This window comes from Polymorphospora sp. NPDC051019 (assembly GCF_040683055.1).
Lineage (GTDB): Bacteria > Actinomycetota > Actinomycetes > Mycobacteriales > Micromonosporaceae > Polymorphospora > Polymorphospora lycopeni.
The window spans coordinates 242,683-264,724 of sequence record NZ_JBFBCH010000010.1; the positions used below are offsets into that span (position 1 = coordinate 242,683).

General features: G+C 75.1%; 16 protein-coding genes. 3 read left to right on the forward strand and 13 right to left on the reverse strand.

The features are described 5' to 3' along the window. Window positions 1–19: 19 nt before the first annotated feature. Together AB0M79_RS19950 and gltB are read right to left on the reverse strand one after the other, a co-directional pair. Window positions 20–1,495, reverse strand: a complete 1,476-nt coding sequence (locus AB0M79_RS19950) for a glutamate synthase subunit beta (RefSeq protein WP_364215520.1) — start codon at window positions 1,493–1,495, stop codon at window positions 20–22. After that, window positions 1,488–6,086, reverse strand: a complete 4,599-nt coding sequence (gltB, locus tag AB0M79_RS19955) for a glutamate synthase large subunit (RefSeq protein WP_364215523.1) — start codon at window positions 6,084–6,086, stop codon at window positions 1,488–1,490. Before gltB ends, AB0M79_RS19950 begins: the two co-directional genes overlap by 8 nt. Window positions 6,087–6,231: 145 nt before the next feature. Here gltB and AB0M79_RS19960 point away from each other — a divergent pair, with 145 nt between their 5' ends. Beyond that, entirely contained in the window at window positions 6,232–7,080 is an 849-nt protein-coding gene (locus AB0M79_RS19960) for a GNAT family N-acetyltransferase (protein ID WP_364215526.1), read from the forward strand. A 100-nt stretch (window positions 7,081–7,180) separates the two neighbouring features. Here the strand turns inward: AB0M79_RS19960 and AB0M79_RS19965 are convergent, their stop codons facing one another. Continuing rightward, on the reverse strand, window positions 7,181–10,135 hold the full coding sequence (locus tag AB0M79_RS19965; RefSeq protein ID WP_364215529.1) for a BTAD domain-containing putative transcriptional regulator: 2,955 nt from the start codon (window positions 10,133–10,135) through the stop codon (window positions 7,181–7,183). Between the two features lie 364 nt (window positions 10,136–10,499). Between AB0M79_RS19965 and AB0M79_RS19970 the strand changes: the two genes are divergently transcribed. Beyond that, window positions 10,500–11,420, forward strand: a complete 921-nt coding sequence (locus AB0M79_RS19970) for a hypothetical protein (protein WP_364215532.1) — start codon at window positions 10,500–10,502, stop codon at window positions 11,418–11,420. A gap of 6 nt (window positions 11,421–11,426) precedes the next feature. On the opposite strand, the gene AB0M79_RS19975 is transcribed toward AB0M79_RS19970, so the two are convergent. The 5 genes from AB0M79_RS19975 to trpC form a co-directional block, all read right to left on the reverse strand. Next, the gene (locus AB0M79_RS19975) at window positions 11,427–12,635 is read right to left on the reverse strand and encodes an NAD(P)/FAD-dependent oxidoreductase (protein WP_364215535.1); all 1,209 of its coding nucleotides are present in this window, start codon (window positions 12,633–12,635) and stop codon (window positions 11,427–11,429) included. Window positions 12,636–12,660: 25 nt separating this feature from the next. After that, on the reverse strand, window positions 12,661–13,908 hold the full coding sequence (gene lgt, locus AB0M79_RS19980; RefSeq protein WP_364215538.1) for a prolipoprotein diacylglyceryl transferase: 1,248 nt from the start codon (window positions 13,906–13,908) through the stop codon (window positions 12,661–12,663). 91 nt (window positions 13,909–13,999) lie between these two features. Further along, window positions 14,000–14,794, reverse strand: a complete 795-nt coding sequence (gene trpA, locus AB0M79_RS19985; protein WP_364215541.1) for a tryptophan synthase subunit alpha — start codon at window positions 14,792–14,794, stop codon at window positions 14,000–14,002. A gap of 67 nt (window positions 14,795–14,861) precedes the next feature. Continuing rightward, window positions 14,862–16,091 (reverse strand): tryptophan synthase subunit beta, encoded by a 1,230-nt coding sequence (gene trpB / locus AB0M79_RS19990; RefSeq protein WP_364215544.1) that lies wholly within the window; start codon window positions 16,089–16,091, stop codon window positions 14,862–14,864. Then, a complete protein-coding gene (gene trpC / locus AB0M79_RS19995) occupies window positions 16,088–16,891 on the reverse strand; it encodes an indole-3-glycerol phosphate synthase TrpC (protein WP_364215630.1) in 804 nt (267 codons plus the stop codon). Before trpC ends, trpB begins: the two co-directional genes overlap by 4 nt. Before the next feature lie 551 nt (window positions 16,892–17,442). Here trpC and AB0M79_RS20000 point away from each other — a divergent pair. Continuing rightward, window positions 17,443–17,775: a hypothetical protein gene (locus tag AB0M79_RS20000; RefSeq protein ID WP_364215547.1), complete on the forward strand. Its 333-nt coding sequence runs from the start codon at window positions 17,443–17,445 to the stop codon at window positions 17,773–17,775. 147 nt (window positions 17,776–17,922) lie between these two features. Here the strand turns inward: AB0M79_RS20000 and AB0M79_RS20005 are convergent, their stop codons facing one another. The 5 genes from AB0M79_RS20005 to AB0M79_RS20025 form a co-directional block, all read right to left on the reverse strand. Beyond that, window positions 17,923–18,531 carry a Trp biosynthesis-associated membrane protein gene (locus AB0M79_RS20005; RefSeq protein ID WP_364215550.1) on the reverse strand — a complete coding sequence of 203 codons (609 nt, stop codon included), beginning with the start codon at window positions 18,529–18,531 and terminating at the stop codon, window positions 17,923–17,925. Further along, complete coding sequence (locus AB0M79_RS20010; RefSeq protein ID WP_357540754.1) at window positions 18,528–20,072, reverse strand: anthranilate synthase component I; 1,545 nt, start codon at window positions 20,070–20,072, stop codon at window positions 18,528–18,530. The genes AB0M79_RS20005 and AB0M79_RS20010 overlap by 4 nt, the downstream gene beginning before the upstream one ends. Continuing rightward, the gene (hisI, locus tag AB0M79_RS20015) at window positions 20,069–20,533 is read right to left on the reverse strand and encodes a phosphoribosyl-AMP cyclohydrolase (protein ID WP_364215554.1); all 465 of its coding nucleotides are present in this window, start codon (window positions 20,531–20,533) and stop codon (window positions 20,069–20,071) included. Before hisI ends, AB0M79_RS20010 begins: the two co-directional genes overlap by 4 nt. 124 nt (window positions 20,534–20,657) lie before the next feature. Continuing rightward, window positions 20,658–21,653 (reverse strand): aldo/keto reductase, encoded by a 996-nt coding sequence (locus AB0M79_RS20020; RefSeq protein ID WP_364215557.1) that lies wholly within the window; start codon window positions 21,651–21,653, stop codon window positions 20,658–20,660. After that, the gene (locus tag AB0M79_RS20025) at window positions 21,650–22,042 is read right to left on the reverse strand and encodes a MerR family transcriptional regulator (RefSeq protein ID WP_357540748.1); all 393 of its coding nucleotides are present in this window, start codon (window positions 22,040–22,042) and stop codon (window positions 21,650–21,652) included. Before AB0M79_RS20025 ends, AB0M79_RS20020 begins: the two co-directional genes overlap by 4 nt.

Sequence of the window (22,042 nt, forward strand, 5' to 3'; positions counted from 1 at the left end):
AGGCGGTCGGTCGGAGGATCTAGCTGGGGGTCAGGGCTCTGGTGGTGGGGGTCACCGGGGCGGGCAGGGGGGTGGGGGCGCCCAGGTGGTCGTGGATGGCGGCGGCGGCCGCCCGGCCCTCGGCGATCGCCCAGACGATCAGGGAGGCGCCGCGGTGCATGTCACCGGCGACGAAGACCCCGTCGGCCGCCTGCCACGTCGCGTCGGTGTCGACGGCACCACGCGCGTTGCGCGCCACCCCGAACTGTTCCAGCAGCGGCTGCGGCTCGGTGCCCTCGAAGCCGATCGCCAGCAGCACCAGGTCGGCGGGGAGTTCCCGCTCCGACCCGGGGACCACGGTCACGACCCGGCGGCCGTCCCGCCGCCCGACGGTGACCTGGGCGATCCGGACGGCGCGGACCGCGCCGGTGCCGTCGTCGACGAACTCCTGGACCGCCACCTCGAAGATCCGCTCGCCGCCCTCCTCGTGGGCGGCGTACTCGCGCAGGATCCACGGCCAGGTCGGCCACGGGTCGCGGGCCTCGTCGCGGGCCGCCGGCGGCAGCGGGTACTGGTCGAGCTGGTAGACGGACTTCGCGCCCTGCCGGTGGGCGACGCCGAGACAGTCGGCGGCGGTGTCGCCACCGCCGATGATCACGACGTGCCGGCCGGCGGCGTCGATCGGCGCGGTCGCGTCCTTTCCGGCGACGACGCGGTTGGCGGCGACGAGGTGCTCCATCGCCTGGTGTACGCCGCGCAGCGCCCGCCCCGGCGTCTCCGGGGTGTCCCGGCCGGCGAGGGCGCCGCAGGCGAGCAGCACCGCGTCGTGCTCGGCCCGCAACCCGTCGGCGGTGACGTCGACGCCGACGTTCACGCCGGTGCGGAAGACGACACCCTCGGCGGCCAGCTGGGCCAGCCGCCGGTCGATGTGCTCCTTCTCCAGCTTGAAGTCGGGGATGCCGTACCGCAGCAGGCCGCCGATCTCGTCGTCGCGCTCGTACACGGTCACCCGGTGACCGGACCGGGCGAGCTGCTGGGCGGCGGCGAGACCGGCCGGGCCGGAGCCGACGACGGCGACCGACCGGCCGGTGGGCGCCGGGGCCGGCTGCGCGGCGACCAGGTCGAGGTCGAAGGCCCGGTTGACGATCTCGACCTCGACCTGCTTGATGGTGACCGGTTCGCCGCCGGCGATGCCGAGCACGCAGGCCGCCTCGCACGGCGCCGGGCACAGCCGCCCGGTGAACTCCGGGAAGTTGTTGGTGGCGTGCAGCGACTCGATCGCGCTCGCCCAGCTCCCGGTACGGACCAGGTCGTTCCAGTCCGGGATGCGGTTGCCGAGCGGGCAGCCGTCGTGGCAGAACGGGATGCCGCAGTCCATGCAGCGGGTCGCCTGCTCGGTGATCAGCTCGTCCGGGGCGGACGGGTAGACCTCCCGCCAGTCGGAGATGCGGACCGGCACCGGACGCCGGGCGGGCATCCGCCGGCCGTAGCGCAGGAATCCGTTCGGGTCAGGCACGGGCCACCTCCATGACGGCCTGGTCGACGTCACGGCCGGCGGCTTCGGCGGTCCGGATCGCTTCGATCACACGCTTGTAGTCACGCGGTACGACGGCGGTGAACTCCTCGACCGCCTCCGTCCAGCGCTTGAGCAGGGCCTCGGCGACCGCCGAGCCGGTCTCGGTGCGGTGCCGTTCGACGAGTTCGCGCAACACGACCTGTTCGGCGTCGGTCAGCGGGGTCAGCTCGACCAGTTCCGGGTTGACCCGGCGCGGGTCGAGCCGCCACACGTACGCGGCCCCGCCGGACATGCCGGCGGCGAAGTTGCGCCCGGTCGGGCCGAGCACCACGACGGTGCCGCCGGTCATGTACTCGCAACCGTGGTCGCCGACCCCCTCGACGACCGCGACGCCGCCGGAGTTGCGTACGGCGAACCGCTCGCCGACCCGGCCGCGCAGGAAGATCTCGCCGCCGGTGGCGCCGTACAGGATGGTGTTGCCGGCGATGATCTGGTCCTCGGCGACGAACGGGGCGCCGGCGTCGGGGCGGATGACGATCCGGCCACCGGACAGGCCCTTGCCGACGTAGTCGTTGGCGTCGCCGCGCAGCCGCAGCGTGACGCCGCGCGGCAGGAAGGCGCCGAACGACTGGCCGGCGGTGCCGTCGAGGGTGAACTCGATGGTGTCCTCGGGCAGGCCGGCGCCGCCGAAGCGGCGGGTGACCTCGCCGCCGAGCATCGCGCCGACGCTGCGGTGCTCGTTGCGTACGGCGACGGTGGCCCGCACCGGGGTGCCGGCGGACAGGGCCGGGGCGGCCAGGGCGAGCAGCTCGTTGTCGAGCGCCTTCTCCAGGCCGTGGTCCTGGGCGCGGACGCCGCGCCGCGCCGCGTCCTGCGGGACGTCCGGCAGGTGCAGCACCGGCGACAGGTCCAGGCCCTGCGCCTTCCAGTGGTCGACGGCCCGCAGCACGTCGAGGACCTCGGTGCGGCCGATCGCCTCCTCGACCGAGCGGAAGCCGAGGTCGGCGAGGATGGTGCGGACCTCCTCGGCGAGGAAGAGGAAGAAGTTCTCCACGAACTCGGGCTTGCCGGTGAAGCGGTCGCGCAGCACCGGGTTCTGGGTGGCGATGCCGACCGGGCAGGTGTCGAGGTGGCAGACCCGCATCATGACGCAGCCGGCGACGATCAGCGGGGCGGTGGCGAAGCCGAACTCCTCGGCGCCGAGGAGGGCGGCGACGACGACGTCGCGACCGGTCTTGAGCTGCCCGTCGACCTGCACCGTCACCCGGTCGCGCAGCTTGTTGACCAGCAGCGTCTGCTGGGTCTCGGCCAGGCCCAGTTCCCACGGGGTGCCGGCGTGCTTGAGCGAGTTGAGCGGTGACGCGCCGGTGCCGCCGTCGTGGCCGGAGATCAGGATGACGTCGGCCTTGAGCTTGGCGACGCCGGCGGCGATGGTGCCGACGCCGACCTCGGAGACCAGCTTGACGTGCACCCGGGCGGCCGGGTTGACGCACTTGAGGTCGTGGACGAGCTGCGCCAGGTCCTCGATCGAGTAGATGTCGTGGTGCGGCGGCGGCGAGATCAGGCCGACGCCCGGGGTGGCGTGCCGGGTCTTGGCGATCCACGGCCACACCTTGTTGCCCGGAAGCTGGCCGCCCTCGCCGGGCTTGGCCCCCTGCGCCATCTTGATCTGCAGGTCGTCGGCGTTGACCAGGTATTCGCTGGTGACGCCGAAGCGGCCGCTGGCGATCTGCTTGACCGCGGAGCGGCGCTCCGGGTCGTGCAGCCGCTCGACGTCCTCGCCGCCCTCGCCGGTGTTGGACTTGCCGCCCAGCCGGTTCATCGCCACGGCCAGGGTCTCGTGCGCCTCGGCCGAGATCGAGCCGTACGACATCGCGCCGGTGGCGAACCGCTTGACGATCTCGCTGGCCGGCTCGACCTCGTCGAGCGGCACCGGCGGGCGCAGCCCGTCGCGGAAGGTGAACAGGCCGCGCAGCGAGCCGGCCCGCCCGGCCAGCTCGTCGACCTTGGCGGTGTAGCTCTTGAAGACCTCGTACTGGCGGCTGCGGGTGGCGTGCTGGAGCAGGAACACCGTCTCGGGGTTGAACAGGTGCAGTTCGCCCTCGCGGCGCCACTGGTATTCGCCGCCGACGTCGAGGCGGCGGTGCGTGTCGTCGGCCCCGGCGGCACCGCCGGCCGGGTAGGCGGTCGCGTGCCGGGCGGCGATCTCGGCGTGGATGCCGTCGAGGTCGACGCCGCCGATCCGGCTCGGCGTACCCGCGAAGTAGCGCCGGACCAGGGTGTTCTCCAGGCCGACGGCCTCGAAGACCTGGGCTCCGCAGTACGACGACACCGTGGAGATGCCCATCTTGGACATGATCTTCAGGACGCCCTTGCCGAGCGCCTTGACGTAGTTGCGGACCGCCTTGTTGGGGGCGACGCCGGGCAGCGCGCCGGTGGCGATCAGGTCCTCGACCGACTCGAACGCCAGGTAGGGGTTGACCGCGGCGGCGCCGTAGCCGATGAGGACGGCCGCGTGGTGCACCTCGCGGCAGTCGCCGGTCTCGACGATCAGCGCCACCTGGGTGCGGGTCTGCTCGCGTACGAGGTGCTGGTGCACGGCCGCGGTGAGCAGCAGCGACGGGATCGGGGCCAGCTCGGCGGTGGAGTCGCGGTCGGAGAGCACGAGGATGCGTACGCCGTCCTCGATCGCCTCGGAGACGTGCCGGCAGATCTCGGTCAGCCGGGCCTTGATGCCGGCGGCGCCGTCACGCAGCCGGTAGAGCCCGGAGACCCGGACCGCCTTGAAGCCCGGCAGGTCGCCGTCGTCGTCGATGGACAGCAGCTTGGCCAGCTCGTCGTTGTCGATGACCGGGTACGGCAGCACGATCTGCCGGCAGCTCGCCGGGCCGGGGGCGAGCAGGTTGGCCTCCGGGCCGATGGTGGCCTGGAGGCTGGTGACCAGCTCCTCGCGGATGGCGTCCAGCGGCGGGTTGGTGACCTGGGCGAAGAGCTGGTGGAAGTAGTCGTAGAGCAGCCGCGGCCGGGTGGACAGCGGCGCGATCGGGGTGTCGGTGCCCATCGAGCCCAGCGGTTCGGCGCCGCTGCGGGCCATCGGGGCGAGCAGGATCTTCAGCTCCTCCTCGGTGTAGCCGAAGATCTGCTGGCGGCGCCGTACCGAGTCGTGGGTGTAGACGGTGTGCTCGCGTTCGGGCAGGTCGGCGAGGTCGATCAGGCCGGCGTGCAGCCACTGGTCGTACGGCTGCGCGGCGGCCAGCTCGGCCTTGATCTCGTCGTCCTGCACGATCCGGCCGGCGGCGGTGTCGACCAGGAACATCCGGCCGGGCTGCAACCGGCCCTTGGCGACCACGGTGGCCGGGTCGAGGTCGAGCACGCCGGCCTCGCTGCCGAGCACGACCAGGCCGTCGCTGGTGCGCCACCAGCGGCCCGGCCGCAGCCCGTTGCGGTCGAGTACGGCGCCGACGACCGACCCGTCGGTGAACGCGACCGACGCCGGGCCGTCCCACGGCTCCATCAGGCTGGCGTGGAAGCGGTAGAAGGCGCGCCGGGCCGGATCCAGGTCCGGGTCGTTCTCCCACGCCTCCGGGATCATCATCAGCACGGCGTGCGGCAGGCTGCGGCCGGCCAGGTGCAGCAGTTCGAGGACCTCGTCGAAGTTGGCCGAGTCGGAGGCGTCCGGGGTGCAGACCGGGAACAGCCGCCGGATGTTGCCGGGGATGTTCGGGCTGGCCAGCAGCGCCTCGCGGGCGTTCATCCAGTTCTTGTTGCCGCGGATCGTGTTGATCTCGCCGTTGTGGGCGATGAACCGGTAGGGATGCGCCAGCGGCCAGGACGGGAACGTGTTCGTGGAGAACCGGGAGTGCACCAGGGCGATCGCGCTGGCGACCCGCTCGTCGGTCAGGTCCGGGAAGAACGCCGGAAGCTGGTCCGGGGTGAGCATGCCCTTGTAGACCATGGTGCGCGCGGACAGCGACGGGAAGTAGACCGGGATGCCGCGCTCGGCGGTCTCCCGCTCGGCCCGCTTGCGTACGCAGAACGCGACCCGGTCCAGGTCGAGGCCGGTCAGGGCCGAGCCGGCCGGCCCGGCGGGCGAGTCGGTGAGCCGTTCGGCGGCGAGGAACACCTGCCGGATCCGGGGCCGGGCGGCGAGGGCGGTCTCCCCCAGGTCGTCCGCGTTGACCGGTACGTCCCGCCAGCCGAGGATCTCCGCGCCCTCGACCAGGGCGTACTTGTTGAGGATCGTGGCGGCCCGGGCGGCGGCCCCGTCGTCGTCGGGCAGGAAGGCCAGGCCGGTCGCGTACTGCCCGGGCGGCGGGAGCGGGAAGTCGACGACGTCGCGCAGGAACGCGTCGGGAACCTGGAGCATGATGCCGGCGCCGTCGCCGGTGTTGTGTTCCGCGCCACGGGCACCCCGGTGATCGAGCCGACAGAGCGCGGAGAGGCCCTTGGCGACCACGGCGTGCGACCGGCGGCCGTTCAGATCGGCGACGAACGCGACCCCGCAGGCGTCGTGCTCGTATGCCGGGTCGTACAGCCCCTGGGCGGGTCCACCGGGGCGGATCGGCCGGCTCTGAGGGTGCGAAGAAGCCACCGGGCCTCCTGTCGTCAGTCACGTTGGTTCACGGTCGGGACGACGTCGGCCCTGGGCGGATATTTGAGTCTACGTTAGGGGTCACCTGACTTCACCAGGCCGGATTGATCACACTTCCAGGATCTGGGACAGGTAGTCTCGCGCGGTGACCCACCTGGAAGGCGACATCTTCGACCGGCTGGAGCGTTTCTACGACGCGGTTCCCCGGGACGTGGCCCACACCGAGGATTTCGGCGGACTGGTGCTCTTCGTCCGCGACGGTGCGGGATGGCCGTTCTACGCCCGGCCGCGGCCCGGCGCCACGGAGCCGCCGTCCGCCGCCGACATCACCTCCGCCCGGGCACGGCAGCGCGACCTCGGCCTGCCCGAGGCGTTCGAATGGGTGCACGACCACGATCCCGACCTGCTCGCGGTGGCCCGCTCGGCGGGGCTGTCGGTGCTGGAGGCACCGCTGATGGTGCTCGACCCGGCCGCGCTGCCGGCCCCGGCCACGCTGTCGGACGTGCCCGTACGCCTGCTCGACGTCGAGGCGGCCGGCTTCGCCGACGACCTCTCGTCGTCGGCGGCGGTCGCCGCGGTCGGATTCGGTACGCCGGGCGTGGCGGCCGGCCCGGTCGGTGCCGCCGAACGGGACGCCGCCCGGCAGCGGCCGACGGACGAGGCGGTCACCGAGGCCCGGACCCGGATCATCTCCGGACGGCGCGCGTACGCCGTCGCCGGTACGCCGTCGACCGGTCCGCTCGCCACCGGCATGTACCAGCGGGTCGGCGACGTCGCCGAGATCGCCGGGGTGGCGACGCTGCCGGCCGCGAGGCGCCGTGGGCTGGCCGCCGCGGTCACCGCGACACTCGCCCGGCAGGCCCTGGACAGCGGCGCCGGCCTGGTGTTCCTCTCGGCGGGCAGCGAGGACGTGGCCCGGGTCTACCTCCGGGTCGGCTTCCGCCGGATCGGCACCGCCTGCATCGCCGAGCCGGCAGCGGTCGCGGCGGTCTGACCCGCCCGCCCGGGCACGTAACGCCGGACGCCGCCCAGGCACGTAACGCCGATCAAGGACTAGTTGCGCGAATCGTGCGCACTTTGTCCCGATACATCCCCTAGATCGACGGAACGGCCGGGTGCACGGGCGGGACGGCCGCAGGCACCGGTGGGCCGGCCGCCGGGCTGTGCGACGGGGCGGTCAGGAGGGTATCGAGGGCGGCGGAGCCGCCGTACCCGTACGCCGTCCGGAATCCGTCGGCGCCCAGGGTGGCCCGCAGTGCCCGCGCGGTCGCCGACACCCCGGCCTGTTCGCAGGCGGGGACCGGCGCGCCGATCTCGGCCCGGATCCGGCCCGCCGCCCCGAGCAGCCGTACGCCGCGTACCGGGACCCCGTCGATCCGGGCCACCTCGGCCAGCGCCTCGACCACGCTCGCCGTACGCCACCGGTCGCCGACCTGCCGGTGGGCGGCCAGGCTCAGCGACAGGTGCGCGGCGGCCACGTCGGTGCGGCCGGCCCGCAACTCCACCAGTCCGCGCAGGTTGTGTGCCCAGCCCAGCCCTTCGGGGAAGCCGAGCGCCGCGTAGCGCTCCAGGGCGGCGTCGAGCAGTGCCGCCGCGCGGTCGCCGTCGTCGCGGTAGTACGCGACCGCGCCGAGGTTCATCAGCGCGGTCGCCACCGCCTCCGGGTCGCCGAGCCGGCCGTACCAGCGCAGGCTGGCCCACAGCCGGGAGTCGGCCCGGTCCAGGTCGCCGGAGAGCCAGGCGGTGAAGCCCCGCAACTGGGTGGCCTGGGCCTCGCCCCACTCGTCGCCGCAGGCGGCGTACCGGGCGGAGGCGGCGGCGAGATGTGCGGCGGAGAGCGCGTACTGGGCGCGTTCCCGGGCCACCGACCCGAGCGTCAGTTCGATCCGGGCGGCGGCCCGCTGGTCACCGGCGCGCTGGCAGGCGGCGAGCGCCGCCCGGGCGTGCCCGGCCGCCGCCGGGTAGTCGCAGAGCAGCATCGCCAGCATCGCCGCGGCGCTGCCGGCCCGGGCCCGCAGCGCGGCCGGCGCGTCCGGGTGCCGGTCGAGTCCGGCGGCGAGCCACGCGTGCCCCTCCCGGTAGTGGCCCTCCAGCCGGCAGTACATCCCCAGGGCGGCGGCCAGCCGCAGGTCGCCGTACGGTTCGGCGTCCGATCCGGGGCCGGCGAGCCAGGTCATCGCGGCCCGCAGGTTGGCCGTCTCGCCGCGCAGCCGGTGCAGCCACCGGTGCTGGTCCGCCCCGCGCAGCCGCCCGTCGGCCGCCTCGGCGAGGGCCAGGAAGTGCCGCGCGTGCGCCAGCCGGGCCGCCGGTTCGTCGCCGTCGCGCGCGAGCCGGTCCTGCGCGTGCCGGCGGATCGGCACCAGCATCCGGTACCGGACGGGGGCCGGGTCCGTACCCGGTCCGGCCGGTGCGGAACCGGCCGGCGCCGGCCCGGCCGTGGCCTGGCCGGCGGCGAGCCGGGCCAGGTCGGGACCGGCCAGCGCACCCGGTGCCGGCCGGTCCGGGCCGTCCGTGGGTACGGCCTCGACCAGCGACGCCTCGACCAGGGCCGGCAGCGCGGCAACCCCGCCCGGGCCGGCGACCGCCGCGACGGCGTCCGCGTCGAAGCCGCCGGCGAAGACCGCCAGCCGGTCGAACAGGGTACGCGCCGCCGCGTCGAGTTGATCCACACTGGACCCGATGGCCGCCGCCACGGTGCGGTGCCGGGCCGGCGCGGTCGGGTCGGTGCTGCGCAGCAGCCGGGGGTCGGCCCGCAGCCGCTCGACGATCTGCGGGACGCCGAGCACCGTCGTACGCGCCGCCGCCAGCTCGATCGCCAGCGGCAGCCCGTCGAGTTCGGCGCACAGGCGGGCCACCGCGTCGGCGCTCGACTCCGGCACCGGGCGGCCGGAGCGGGCCCGGGCCCGGTCGAGGAACAGCCGGGTCGCCGGGTGCGCCGCCAGGCCGGCCAGGGTGTGCCCGCCGACCGCGGCCGGGGTGGCCAGCGGCGGTACCGGCACGGCGGCCTCGGCCGGCAGCCGGAGCGCGATCCGGCTGGTCGCCAGCACCCGCAGCCGGGCGCAGCGGGTGAGCAGGTGGTCGACCAGTTCGGCGCAGCCGGCGACCAGGTGCTCGCAGTTGTCGAGCACGATCAGGGCGTCGGTGTCGCCGATCTCGTCGGCCAGGGTCGCCGGCACGCCGCTGCCGGCGACGTCGCGTACGCCGAGGGCCGCGGCGACCGCGGCCGGCACCAGCGCGGACGCCTCCACCGCGCTCAGGTCCACGAACCGCACCGACGCCGACGGGCGTACGCCGGTGACCCGCTGCGCGGCGGCCAGCGCGAGCCGGGTCTTGCCGGCCCCGCCGGGGCCGGTGAGCGTCACCAGGCGGTGGGTGGCGAGCCGGCCGACGACCGTGCCGAGCAGTTCGTCGCGGCCGAGCAGGCTGGTCAGCGGCACCGGTAGCCGGCCCGGCCGGGCGTGCGGCCCGGGGTCGGCGGCCGGCCGGGCCTCGACGGCCTCGGTCGGGGTCGCCCACCGCTGCGCGAGGTCACCGCGCCGGGCCGCCGCGGCCAGCTCCGGCAACTGCCCGCCCGGGTCCACCCCGAGATGTTCCAGGTAGGTCCGGCGGGCCCGGTCGTACACCGCCTCCGCCGCCCGGCGCCCGTCCGCCAACGCGGCCGCCACGAGCAGCAGTTCCCACAGCCGTGGCCGCAGCGGGTGCGCGGCCACGGCACGGTCGAGGTCGGTGGCGGCGCCGGCGGCGGTACGGGCGGCCGCCGTCGCCCCGGCCACGGCGGCGGTTCCGGCGGTGGGCCCGCCGGCGGCGGCGATCGCCGCGGCGGCCAGCCGCAGCACGCACTCCGCGTGGTCCTCGTACACCGCCAGCCGGGCCGGCGCACCGGCGGTTCCGGCCGGGGCCGGACCGGTCGCCGCGGGCGCGGGTCGGCGGCGCAGCGCGGCGGCGAGCAGCGGTACGGCGCCGGCCAGGTCGCCGGCGGCCATCCTGGCCCGCCCACCGGCGGCCAGCACGTCGAACCCGCCGGCCGCACCGGTGTCCCGGTCGGACATGTCCGTGGCGGCGTCCGCGGTCTCCCGTCCGGCCCGAGGAGCTACGCCGGTCGGGGCCGCGTTCCCGGCACCGTGGGGCCGATCGGGATCAACGCGCCGCACGTGGGAGCCCTCTCTCTCGCCTCCGGGTAGTCTGCGCCGGCACCGCGACCCCGGTCAGCCTCCGTTCGGTCCGCGCGACCGGCGAACGGGCGATCCCTCGATCCGCTCGGCGGTCGCCCGCTGGCCGGTGTCGACGGCGACCGCCGGCGGCTGGCGGCCGTCGATATCCGTGGACAGGATGCCGGCCGGCTGCCACGGTGACCGCCATGACCGAGCGGAGCGAGGGTCGGCGCACATGACCGAGCGGAGCGGGGAGCGGCACATGACCGATGCGGAGCGACGGGTCTGGGGGCGGCTGCCGGACGGTGCCCGCGACGCCCTGACGGCCCGGCTCGCGCCGGCGGACCTGCGGACGGCGCTGCTCGACGTGGCCCGTACCCGGGCGGCGGCGGTCCGGCCGGCGGACCTGCTGCGGCGGTGGCGCGACGACCGCTTCGTACGCCCCGCCGACAGCGACCCGAGGGTGCTGGCCGAGGTCGAGGCCCGGCTGTGGCGGCTGCTGCCCGCCGAGTTCGCCGGGGTGGAGCTGTCGCCGGTCGTACCGTTGGGCACCTGTTCGGCGGTCGCCCCGGTGAGCCAGGACCGGATCGTCTCCACGATGCGGGCGACCGAGGTGGTCAGCGACGCGACGAACGCGCTCGCCGTCGAGGCCGCCGTCCGGCGCCGCCGGCAGCCGGCGGCCGGCGAGGTGCACCTGGCGGCCAGCCACCGTCACCTGCGGGCCCAGCCCTTCGGGCCGGGGATGTCGGCGCACTTCCGGCTCTTCGCGCTGGTGTCCAGCGCCCGCGACACCGGCTCCGGCAGGACCGAGGCCCGGCTGCTCGTCCGCCACCTCTCGTACTGGCAGCGGGTGCTCGACGCGCTGCCCGCCACGCCGCGACTGCGGTACACGGTGCTGGACGATCCCGTCGTGGCCGAACGGGTCGCCGACACGGTGGTGCCCGCCCTGGCCACGGGCGGCGGCGTCGCCCTCGTCGAGGAGCCCGGGCGGGAGCGCGGCCGCGGCTACTACGTGGCCGCCGCGCTGCGGCTGACCGCCGGCGACGGGTCGGAAGCCGTCGAGCTGGGCGACGGCGGCTTCACCGGGTGGACGGCGCTGCTCACCGGTGACGCCAAGGAACGCTGCCTGGTCTCCTGCCTGTCGACCGAACGGCTCGCCGCCCTCGCCGGCACCCCGCGCTGACCGGCGTCAGTCCGGCGGCTGCCAGCCCGTCGCGGCGGCCGCCGCCCGTCCCATCAGGCGGGGGCTGATGGTGCCGAGGGCGGCGTCCCGGGCGCGCAGGGCCAGCCGGCCCCGGGTACGCAGCACCGCCGACATCCGCCGGGTCTGCCGTACGACGGTGACCGTGCGGGGGTGGCGCAGCCGCTGGTAGGTCGACAGGGCGGCCCGGGCGCCGGGACCGGGCAGCGCCGAACGCAGCACCGCGGCGAGGGTGGCGGCGTCCTCGAACGCCAGGCAGGCGCCCTGGCCGAGGTGGTGCGGCATGCCGTGCGCGGCGTCGCCGAGCAGCGCGAAGCCGCCGGTGCCGACCGGGAACGCGTACGCCTTCGGCAGCGGCCGCAGTTCGCGTACCTCCTGCTGCACCAGGTCGTCGGGTTCGGTCGCGGCGAGCAGTTCGCCGACCGGGGCGGGCCAGCCGGCGAGCCAGCGGCGCAGCAGGGTGAGTTGGGTGGCCGGGGACTCCGGCCGGGGAGCGCCGGCCGCCGTGGCGATCCAGTAGATGCCGCCGCGGGTCGAGCCGCCGGACGAGCCGCGCTCGCCGAGCGAGGCGGCCACGAACCGGTAGCCGGCGCCGAGGAACTCGCCACCGACCGGCCCGTCGGCGGGGAGCCGCGGTGCCCGGTACCAGGGGATGACGGCCCGCCAGGCGGCGCAGCCGGAGCTGACGACGGCCGCTTCCGGAGCCAGCCGGCGGCGTAGCGTGCTGTCGATCCCGTCCGCGGCGACGACCAGGTCGGCCTCGAACGTCTGCCGGCCGTCGTCGACCGCCGGCCGCTCGCCGGCGGCGGAGCGCAGCGCCCGTACGGCGACTCCGGTGCGGATGTCGACCCGGTCGCCGAGCCCCGCGACGAGGGCGTCGTGCAGGTCCTCCCGGTGCACGACGACGGCCCGCCCGGCACCGGGCGGCGGGGCGGGCTTGCGTGGCTGCACCAGCCACTGCCCGTCGGGGCGGCGTACGCCCAGGTCGGGCAGGGGCGTGGCGATGGCGTCGAGGCCCGCGCCGAGCCCGAGCGCGTGCAGCGCCCGGATCCCGTTCGGCCACAGCACCATCGCGGTGTGGTCGGCCCGCAGACGGTCGGCGCGTTCGAGCAGGGTCACCTGCCAGCCGGAGCGGGCCAGCGCGCCCGCCGTGGCGAGCCCGCCGATGCCCGCGCCGACGACGACAGCCGTACGCATGGTCGCCGTGCCTCCCCGCGCCGGGTCAGCGGTCGTCGCCGCGGGCGGTGGCCTCGCCGGTGGTGCCTGTGCCGCCGGTCGCCGGCTTCCCGGCGTCGACTCCGGCGGGCTCGTCGCGCGCCGGCTCGTCGTCCGCGGTCGCGGTGTCGCCGTCGAGGTCGTCGTGCCGGCCGTCCGGTCCGGCGGGGCGCTCGTCGGCCCCGGCGGGCGGGTCGTCGTCGGGGACCTGACCGGTTTCCAGGTAGGTGGCGTACTGCTGCTCGGTCACCACCCGGTAGCCGTCCGGTGCCGGGTTGTCGGGACGGTTGGTGCCGGAGACGTCGACCTGGGAGACGTCGCCGCGCGGCCCGTCTGCTCCGGCCGGCGGCTCCCACCGGCCACCGATCGGCACCAGGAACTCCTGGGGGCCGCGTACGCGCAGGAAGTAGACCAGCGCGGCGGCGAAGACGAGGGCGGCGGTCCAGACGTTGAGCCGTACGCCGAGGATCTCGTTGGCCTCGTCGGTCCGCATCATCTCGATCCAGAACCGGCCGGCGGTGTAGCCCATCACGTACAGCGCGAAGGCCCGGCCGCGGCCGAGCTTCCAGCGCCGGTCGGCGAGCAGCACCAGGCCGGCGACGGCGACGTTCCACAGCGCCTCGTACGCGAACGTCGGGTGGTAGAGCCCGGGTTCGAGCACCGGGTTGCCCTCGGGGTCGAGCAGGGCGTGGCCGGGGCGTTCCGGGTCCATCCGGTGCACCTGCAGGCCCCACGGCAGCGTCGTCGGCCCACCGTAGAGTTCGTTGTTGAACCAGTTGCCGAACCGGCCGACGGCCTGCGCCAGCGGCAGCCCGGGGGCGAGCGCGTCGGCGATCACGGTCAGCGGGATGCCGATCTGGCGGCCGCCGAGCCAGGCGCCGACCGCGCCACCGGCGACCGCGCCCCAGATGCCGAGGCCGCCCTCCCAGATGTAGAGGGCCGAGAGCGGGTCGCCGCCCTCGCCGAAGTATGCCTCGGGCGAGGTGATCACGTGGTAGATCCGGGCGCCGACGATGCCGAACGGCACCGCCCAGACGGCGATGTCGAGCACCGCCCACGGCGGGGCGCCCCGGCTACGCAGCCGGTATTCGGTCACGACGCAGGCGACGACGATGCCGAGCACGATGCACAGCGCGTAGGCCCGGATCGGCAGCGGTCCGATCTGCCAGACCGCCGTGGAGGGGCTGGGCAGGGCCGCGAGGTAGTCCTGGCCGGACCATGAAGTCGCCTGGACCGGGAGCGAAGCGAGGGTCACGGGTGCACAGGCTACCGTCGTACGCCGGTGGGCGGCACCCCGGTCCGGCTGCGGGTTTGCCGCCGCCGGCCGACGACCGGCGGCGGAGCCGCTAGCGGCGGCGGACGCCTTCGGCGAGTTCGGCGCTCAGGGTCCGCAGCGCGGCCAGCCCGGTGGCCTCGTCGGGAACGTCGAGCAGGCAGCGGACCAGGGCGCTGCCGACGATGACGCCGTCGGCGTAGGAGCCCACCTGGGCGGCCTGCGCACCGGTGCCGACGCCGAGCCCGACACCGACGGCCAGGTCGGTGACCGCGCGGACCCGGCCGACCAGGGTCGGCGCCGCCGACGAGGTCTGTTCCCGGGCCCCGGTGACACCCATGACCGCGGTCGCGTAGACGAACCCCCGGCAGTGCTCGACCGTCATCGCGATCCGCGCGTCGGTCGACGACGGCGACACCAGGAAGGTGCGGTCGATCTGGTGGGCGTCGGAGGCCGCCAGCCACTCGTCGGCCTCGTCGGGGATCAGGTCCGGGGTGATCAGGCCGGTGCCGCCGGCGGCGGCCAGGTCGCGGGCGAACGCGTCGACGCCGTATTTCTCGATCGGGTTCCAGTAGGTCATGGTCACGACCGGGGCGCCGGTCGCGGCGACCGCCTCGATGATCCGCAGGGCGTGCCTGGTCCGTACGCCGCCGGCCAGGGCGATGTCGCTGGCCCGCTGGATGACCGGCCCGTCCATGACCGGGTCGGAGTACGGGATCTCGACCTCGATCACGTCGACGCCGGCCTCGACCATCGCGGTCATCGCCGCGATGCTGCCGTCGACGGTCGGGAAGCCGGCCGGCATGCAGCCGATCAGCAGCGCCCGGCCCTCGGCGCGGGCCTTCTCGAACGCCACGGAGATGCTCACGCCGCCACCTCGCTACGCTCGGCGGCGGCGTCTGCGACACCGCGCCCGATGGCTCGCTCGCGCTCGCTCATGCCTGCTCTCCGTCGAGGATGCCGAAGTAGCTGCCGGCGGTGTGGACGTCCTTGTCGCCGCGGCCGGACAGGTTGACCATGATGGTCGGCTCCCGGCCGAGTTCGGCGGCGAGCCGGGGGGCGATCTGCAGGGCGCCGGCCAGTGCGTGGGCGCTCTCGATCGCGGGGATGATCCCCTCGGTGCGGCACAGCAACTGGAACGCCGCCATCGCGTCGGCGTCGGTCACCGGCAGGTAGCTGGCCCGGCCGGCGTCGTGCAGCCAGGCGTGCTCGGGGCCGACACCGGGGTAGTCGAGCCCGGCCGAGATCGAGTGCGACTCGACGGTCTGCCCGTCCTCGTCCTGCAGCACGTAGGTGCGGGCGCCGTGCAGCACCCCCGACGAGCCGCCGGTGATCGAGGCGGCGTGCCGGCCGGTGGCGACGCCGTCGCCGCCGGCCTCGAAGCCGTAGAGGCGCACGTCGGTGTCGGGGACGAAGGCGTGGAAGATGCCGATGGCGTTGGAGCCGCCACCGACGCAGGCGGCCACGGCGTCGGGCAGCGCGCCGGTCAGCGCCAGGCACTGCTCGCGGGCCTCGGTGCCGATCCCGCCGACGAAGTCGCGGACGATCTCGGGGAACGGGTGCGGGCCGGCGGCGGTGCCGAGCAGGTAGTGCGTGGTGTCCACACTGGACACCCAGTCGCGCAGCGCCTCGTTGAGGGCGTCCTTGAGCGTGCGCGACCCGTTGGTCACCGGCACCACGGTGGCGCCGAGCATCCGCATCCGGGCCACGTTGAGCGCCTGCCGCTCGGTGTCGACCTCGCCCATGTAGACGACGCACTCCAGGTCGAGCAGGGCGGCCGCGGTCGCGCTGGCCACACCGTGCTGCCCGGCGCCGGTCTCGGCGATCACCCGGCGCTTGCCCATCCGCCGGGTCAGCAGCGCCTGGCCGAGCACGTTGCGGACCTTGTGGGCGCCGGTGTGGTTGAGGTCTTCCCGCTTGAGCAGGATCTGCGCCCCGGCCCGCTCGGACAGCCGCCGGGCCCGGTAGAGGGGCGACGGCGTGTTGGCGTAGTCCCGCATCAGCGCGGCCAGCTCCGCCTGGAAGGCTTCGTCGCCCTGCGCCTTGCGGTAGGCGGCCTCCAGCTCGTCGAGCGCGGCGACGAGCGCCTCCGGGACGAACCGGCCGCCGTAGCGCCCGAAGTGGCCACGCGGGTCGGGCAGCGCCGCGGTGTCGGCGGCGGTCACCGGACCGGCCTCGGGGTCGCCGGGTGGTTGCCGGCGTTGACCAGCTCGGCGACCGCGTCCCGTGGGCTCTTCTTGGTGACCAGCCCCTCCCCGACCAGTACGGCGTCGGCGCCGGCCGACGCGTAGCGGATCAGGTCGTGCGGGCCGCGTACGCCGGACTCGGCGATCTTTACGACGTTGCTCGGCAGGCCGGGGGCGATCCGCTCGAAGACCGACCGGTCGACCTCCAGGGTGCGCAGGTCGCGGGCGTTGACGCCGATCACCTGGGCGCCGGCCTCCAGGGCCCGGTCGGCCTCTTCCTCGGTGTGCACCTCGACCAGGGCGGTCATGCCCAGCGACTCGATCCGCTCCAGCAGCCCGACCAGCACGTTCTGCTCCAGCGCGGAGACCATCAGCAGCACCAGGTCGGCGCCGTTGGCCCGGGCCTCGTGCACCTGGTAGCTGGAGACGATGAAGTCCTTGCGCAGGATCGGCACGTCGACGGCGGCCCGTACGGCGACCAGGTCCTCCAGCGACCCGCCGAACCAGCGCCCCTCGGTGAGCACGCTGATGCAGCGGGCGCCGCCGGCCGCGTAGTCACCGGCGAGGTCCGCCGGGTCGGGAATGTCGGCCAGCGGCCCCTTGGACGGCGACGCGCGCTTGACCTCGGCGATCACCCCGACGCCGGGGCGGCGCAGGGCGGCGTACGCATCGCGCGGCGGCGGTGCCGCGGCGGCCAGCTCGCGGACCCGCTCCAGCGGGAGCAGTTGCTGGCGTCGCTCGACGTCCTCCCGCACCCCGGCAAGGATTTCGTCGAGCACGTTCTTGGAGGCCGCCGGCCCGGCGCCGCCATCTTCCGCGTGGGCATGCTCAGCACTCACCTACGGACTCCCCTCTCCGGGTGTCATGGGCCGATGCTAGGTGGCGCCACGCCGTGAACACCCTCCGGGGTATGGCGTGCCTCACCCGATGGGCTGGTGCATAATGCCCGGCCTGTGAAGACAAGATCACGCTGAGTATCCAGCCCCCCACCGAGACGCACCCCAGGATTAGAACACAAGTTTCAATCGACCGCAGTCCACCTACCGGGACCGCGTGATGCCGGTCCGGGCCGGGGTGGTCCGGGCCACGTTGTGACGTCGGTCAAGACGACGGGCGGTCGGGCCCGGAATCGGCGATCCTGGACAAGGCCGCACGGCGGTACGCGAACCAGGCGGCCGGGCACCGACCCCGCTCCGGCCCCGGTCACCCGAACCGTTGACGCGCAGGTCACCCGGGCGAAACACGCCCCGGGCAGCATCGGTTTCGGGCAGGCTGGCGCACTGGCGACCCGAAACACTCCCGGCGAAGACGTCCCACTGCGGAGATGAAGATGAACACTGCCGAGCGAGGCACCCCGATCGGTCTGCTCTCGATCCCCCGGGCCGTGCTGTCGATCGCGACCGGGGTGGTCGACACCGTCGAGCGGGCCGTCGTCGGCGAGGCCCGGATCCGCACCGCCCGGGGCAACGCCTGGGCCGCCATCTGCGCCGACCGGGAGCGGGCCAACCAGCGGGCCGAGATCCAGCGCCTGGTGGCGACCCTGAACGCGACCGACCGCGCCCTCGCGGCCGAGCGCACCACCGTTTCCGACACCACCATCCCCGGCCACGACACCGCCACGGCCGGCGAGCCGGTCGAGCCGGCCACCGTCCTGGCCCGCTGACCGGCGGATTCCGCGCCCGACAGCCCGCCGCCCGCGCGCCTCCCCGCACGCCGTCCTGATCGTCTGATGCTCAGGCGGTCGACACGCCGGGCGCGGTACGTCCCACCCGCAGACGATCGAGAGGGGCGACGGGGCCACAACGACGGATCAGTTGACCGTCGGGTCCTCGCCCCGGTCGAGGGCGTCCCAGGCGGCCGCCGTACCCGCGCCACCGACCCGCCCGTCGGCACCGCGGGTCGGGGCCGCCCGGCGCGCGGCACCGGTCGAACGGTCGTAACGGGCCCCCATCGCCGGCCAGCGGTGCCCGCCGGCCGCGGTCGACGCCCCACCGGCGGCGACCAGCAGGCCTCCGGCCAGGCAGAGCAGCGGCCAGCCGGGACCGACGTCGACGTCGCTCAGGCCGACCAGCCCGTAGCCGCCGCCGGCGGCGATCCCGAGCCCGATCAGCGTCAGCAGCACGCCGACGAGCCGGCGTACGGCACCCCGGGTGGCCAGCACCGCACCGGCCCCGGCGAGCGCGACCAGGGCCAGCGCCGTCACCCAGGGCAGCAGGTCGCCGCCGGTCGACGTGGTCCGGGTCGGCGGCAACGGCGCGGCCCGCGGGGTCAGCTCGACCGCCCAGGTACGGGTCACCGCGTAGCTGGCCAAGCCGGCGCCGGCCAGCCCGAGCAGCACCGCGACCGTCAGCGCCCGGCGGCCGGTGCCGGCCGGGGCGCCCCCGGCGTCGGCGCCGCCCTCGGGCCGGTCGCCGGTCACCGCGCCGGCCGCAGGGTCTCCGCCGCCGCGATCGCGGCCAGCACGGCCGCCGCCTTGCTGCGGGTCTCCTGCTCCTCGGCGGCCGGGTCGGAGTCGGCGACGATGCCGGCGCCGGCCTGCACGTAGGCCCGGCCGCGCCGGATCAGCGCGGTGCGGATGGCGATCGCCATGTCCATGTCGCCGCCGAACCCGAAGTAGCCGACCGTGCCGCCGTACACCCCGCGCCGGGTCGGCTCCAACTCCTCGATGATCTCCATGGCGCGTACCTTCGGCGCGCCGGAGAGGGTGCCGGCCGGGAACGTCGCGGCCAGCGCGTCGAACGCCGTCCGGTCCGGGCGCAACTGCCCGACCACGGTCGACACGATGTGCATGACATGGCTGTAGCGCTCGATCGTGGCGAACTCCGGCACCTCCACGGTGCCCGGCACGCACACCCGGCCGAGGTCGTTGCGGCCGAGGTCGACCAGCATCACGTGCTCGGCGCGTTCCTTCGGGTCGGCGATCAGTTCGGCGGCCAGCGCCGCGTCGTGCTGCGGGGTGCCGCCGCGCGGGCGGGTGCCGGCGATCGGGTGCAGCAGCACCCGCCGGTTGCCGCCGGTCACCTTCAGGTGCACCTCCGGCGACGAGCCGACGATGTCGAAGTCGTCGAAGCGCAGCAGGTACATGTAGGGGCTGGGGTTGGTGGTACGCAGCACCCGGTAGACGTCGAGCGGGTCCGCGGTGGTCTCGCGCTCGAACCGCTGGGAGACCACGATCTGGAAGCACTCGCCGGCCCGGATCGCCTCCTTCGCCTCCTCGACGGCCTTCGGGTAGGCCCCGTCGGCGGTCCGGCAGACCACGTCGCCGATCGGCGGCGCGTCGACCGTGGAGATCATCGGTGGGATCGGCCGGGACAGCGCGGTGGTCATCGCGTCGAGCCGGCCGACGGCGTGGTGGTAGGCGGCGGCGACCTGCCGGTGCCAGTCGGGGGCGTCCGGGTCGTCGGGCAGCACCGCGTTCGCGACCAGGATCGCCGAGCCCTCGTGGTGGTCGAGGACGACGAGGTCGGTGGCGAGCATCATGCCGAGTTCGGGCACCCCGAGGTCGTCGTCGGCCCGCGCCGGCAGCCGCTCGAAGCGGCGGACGAGGTCGTAGCCGAGATAGCCGACCATGCCGCCGGTCAGCGGCGGCAGGCCGCTGTCGGCGTCGAGGTCGGCGCTGCCGGCCAGCGCCGCCACCGTCTCGCGCAGCACCCGCACCGGGTCGCCGCCGGTCGGCAGCCCGGCCGGCGGGGTGCCCAGCCAGACCGCCTCGCCGTCCCGCTCGACCAGGGTGGCGCTGCTGCGGACGCCGATGAACGAGTAGCGCGACCAGGTCGCACCGGCGGCGCCCTGCTCGGCGGACTCGAGCAGGAACGTGCCGGGCCCGCCGGCCAGCTTGCGGTAGACGCCGACCGGGGTCTCCCCGTCGGCGAGCAGCCGGCGGATCACCGGCACCACCCGGCGGGCGCGGGCCCGCAGTGCGAAGGTCGCCTCGTCGGGGCTCACCGCTCCGGTCGTCATCGGTCGTCCTCCGGCCCGGTCGTCGGCTTGCCCTGTACCACTGGCAAGTCCTGGAAAAAACACGTCGGGTTGCCGGTGTGGCAGGCGGCGCCGACCTGCTCGACGCTCACCAGCACCGCGTCGCCGTCGCAGTCCAGGGCCACCGAGCGGACGTACTGGTGGTGGCCTGAGGTGGCGCCCTTGACCCAGTATTCCGACCGGCTGCGTGACCAGTAGGTGGCCCGGCCGGTGGTCAGCGTGCGGTGCAGCGCCTCGTCGTCCATCCACGCCACCATCAGGACCTCGCCGGTGGCGTGCTCGCGGACGACCGCGGCGATCAGGCCGTCGGCGTTGCGGCGCAGCCGGGCGGCGACCGCCGGGTCGAGGTCCGACGGCCGGACGGCGCCGGCCGCCGCCGGGGTCGCCGTGGCCGGGGGCGGCGCGGTGGGCGACCGGTCCGGGTTCAGTTCAGGTACGGGCACAGTCCCCGATTCTCCAGCACGGGTCCCGGCTCCGCCGACCCCGCCCCACGACACCGCCCCGGCCGGCGGCACCTGGTTCCGCCGGTGCCGTCCGGCGGGCCCGGTCGGCCGCCGGTGCGGTGCCTCAGTGGCCGACGTACCGCATCGCCGCCTCGGGGTAGCGCTGCCCGGCGACCGCGCCGGCCGGCACGGCCGAGTCCAGTTCGGCGACCTGCCCGGCGGTCAGCCGCACGTCGGCGGCGGCGGCGTTCTCCTCCAGGTAGCGGACCCGCTTGGTGCCCGGGATCGGCAGGATGTCGTCGCCGCGGGCGAGCAGCCAGGCCAGCGCCGCCTGCGCCGGGGTGCAGCCGATGTCGGCGGCGACGGCCCGGACCCGGTCGACGAGGGCGAGGTTGGCGGCGAAGTTCTCCTCGGCGAACCGTGGTGCGCCGGCCCGCCAGTCGCCGCTGACCTGCTCGCGGGAGGTGATCCCGCCGGTGAGCCAGCCCCGGCCGACCGGCGAGTACGCCACCAGGGCGACGCCGAGTTCCCGGCAGGTGGCCAGCATCCCACCCTCGACGTCCCGGGTGAACAGGGAGTATTCCATCTGCACGGCGGCGACCGGGTGCACGGCGTGCGCCGCCCGCAGCGTCGCCGGGCTGACCTCCGACAGGCCGACGAGGCGTACCTTGCCGGCCGAGACCAGGTCGGCGAGCGCGCCCATGGTGTCCTCGATCGGGGTCGCCGGGTCACGCCGGTGCAGGTAGTACAGGTCGATGGTGTCGATGCCGAGCCGGGCCAGCGAGGCGTCGCACGCCTCCCGGGCCCACTGCGGGCTGCTGTCGACGTACGCGCCGGGCTGGCCGGTGGCTCCCCCGCCGCTGGACCGGTTGCCGAACTTGGTGGCGAGGAACACCTCGTCGCGGCGGGCCCGCACGACCGGGCCGAGCAGTTCCTCGTTGGCGCCCCAGCCGTACATGTCGGCGGTGTCCAGGTGGTTGACGCCCAGGTCGAGGGCGCGGTTCAGGGTACGGGTCGACTCGGCGTCGTCGGGCTGGCCGTAGGCGAAGCTCATGCCCATGCAGCCGAGCCCGATCGCGGAGACCTCCGGGCCGGCGGCGCCCAGGCGGCGGCGGATCATGCCTCGCACCCGGCCGACGCGCCGTCGTAGAAACCGATCTTGTAGTTGAGCACGGTGAGGTCCTCCTCGAGTTCGGCCATCCGGGCGAGTACCCGGTCCCGGTGCGCTTTCAACAGGGCGAGCCGGGCCGCGTTGGTCCGGTCCCCCTGCCGGGCGAGTTCGGCGTAGCGCCGCATGTCACGCACGGGCATGCCGGTACGGCGCAGCCGGGTCAGCAGGACCAGCCAGTCGACGTCACGTTCGGTGTAGCGACGCCGGCCGGCGGTGTCCCGCCCGACCGGGGCGACCAGCCCCTCCTGCTCGTACCAGCGCAGCGTGTAGGTGGTCAGGCCGACCCGCTCGGCCGCCTCGCCGACGGTGAGCGTCCGTTCGGTCAGTTGGGTGTCCAC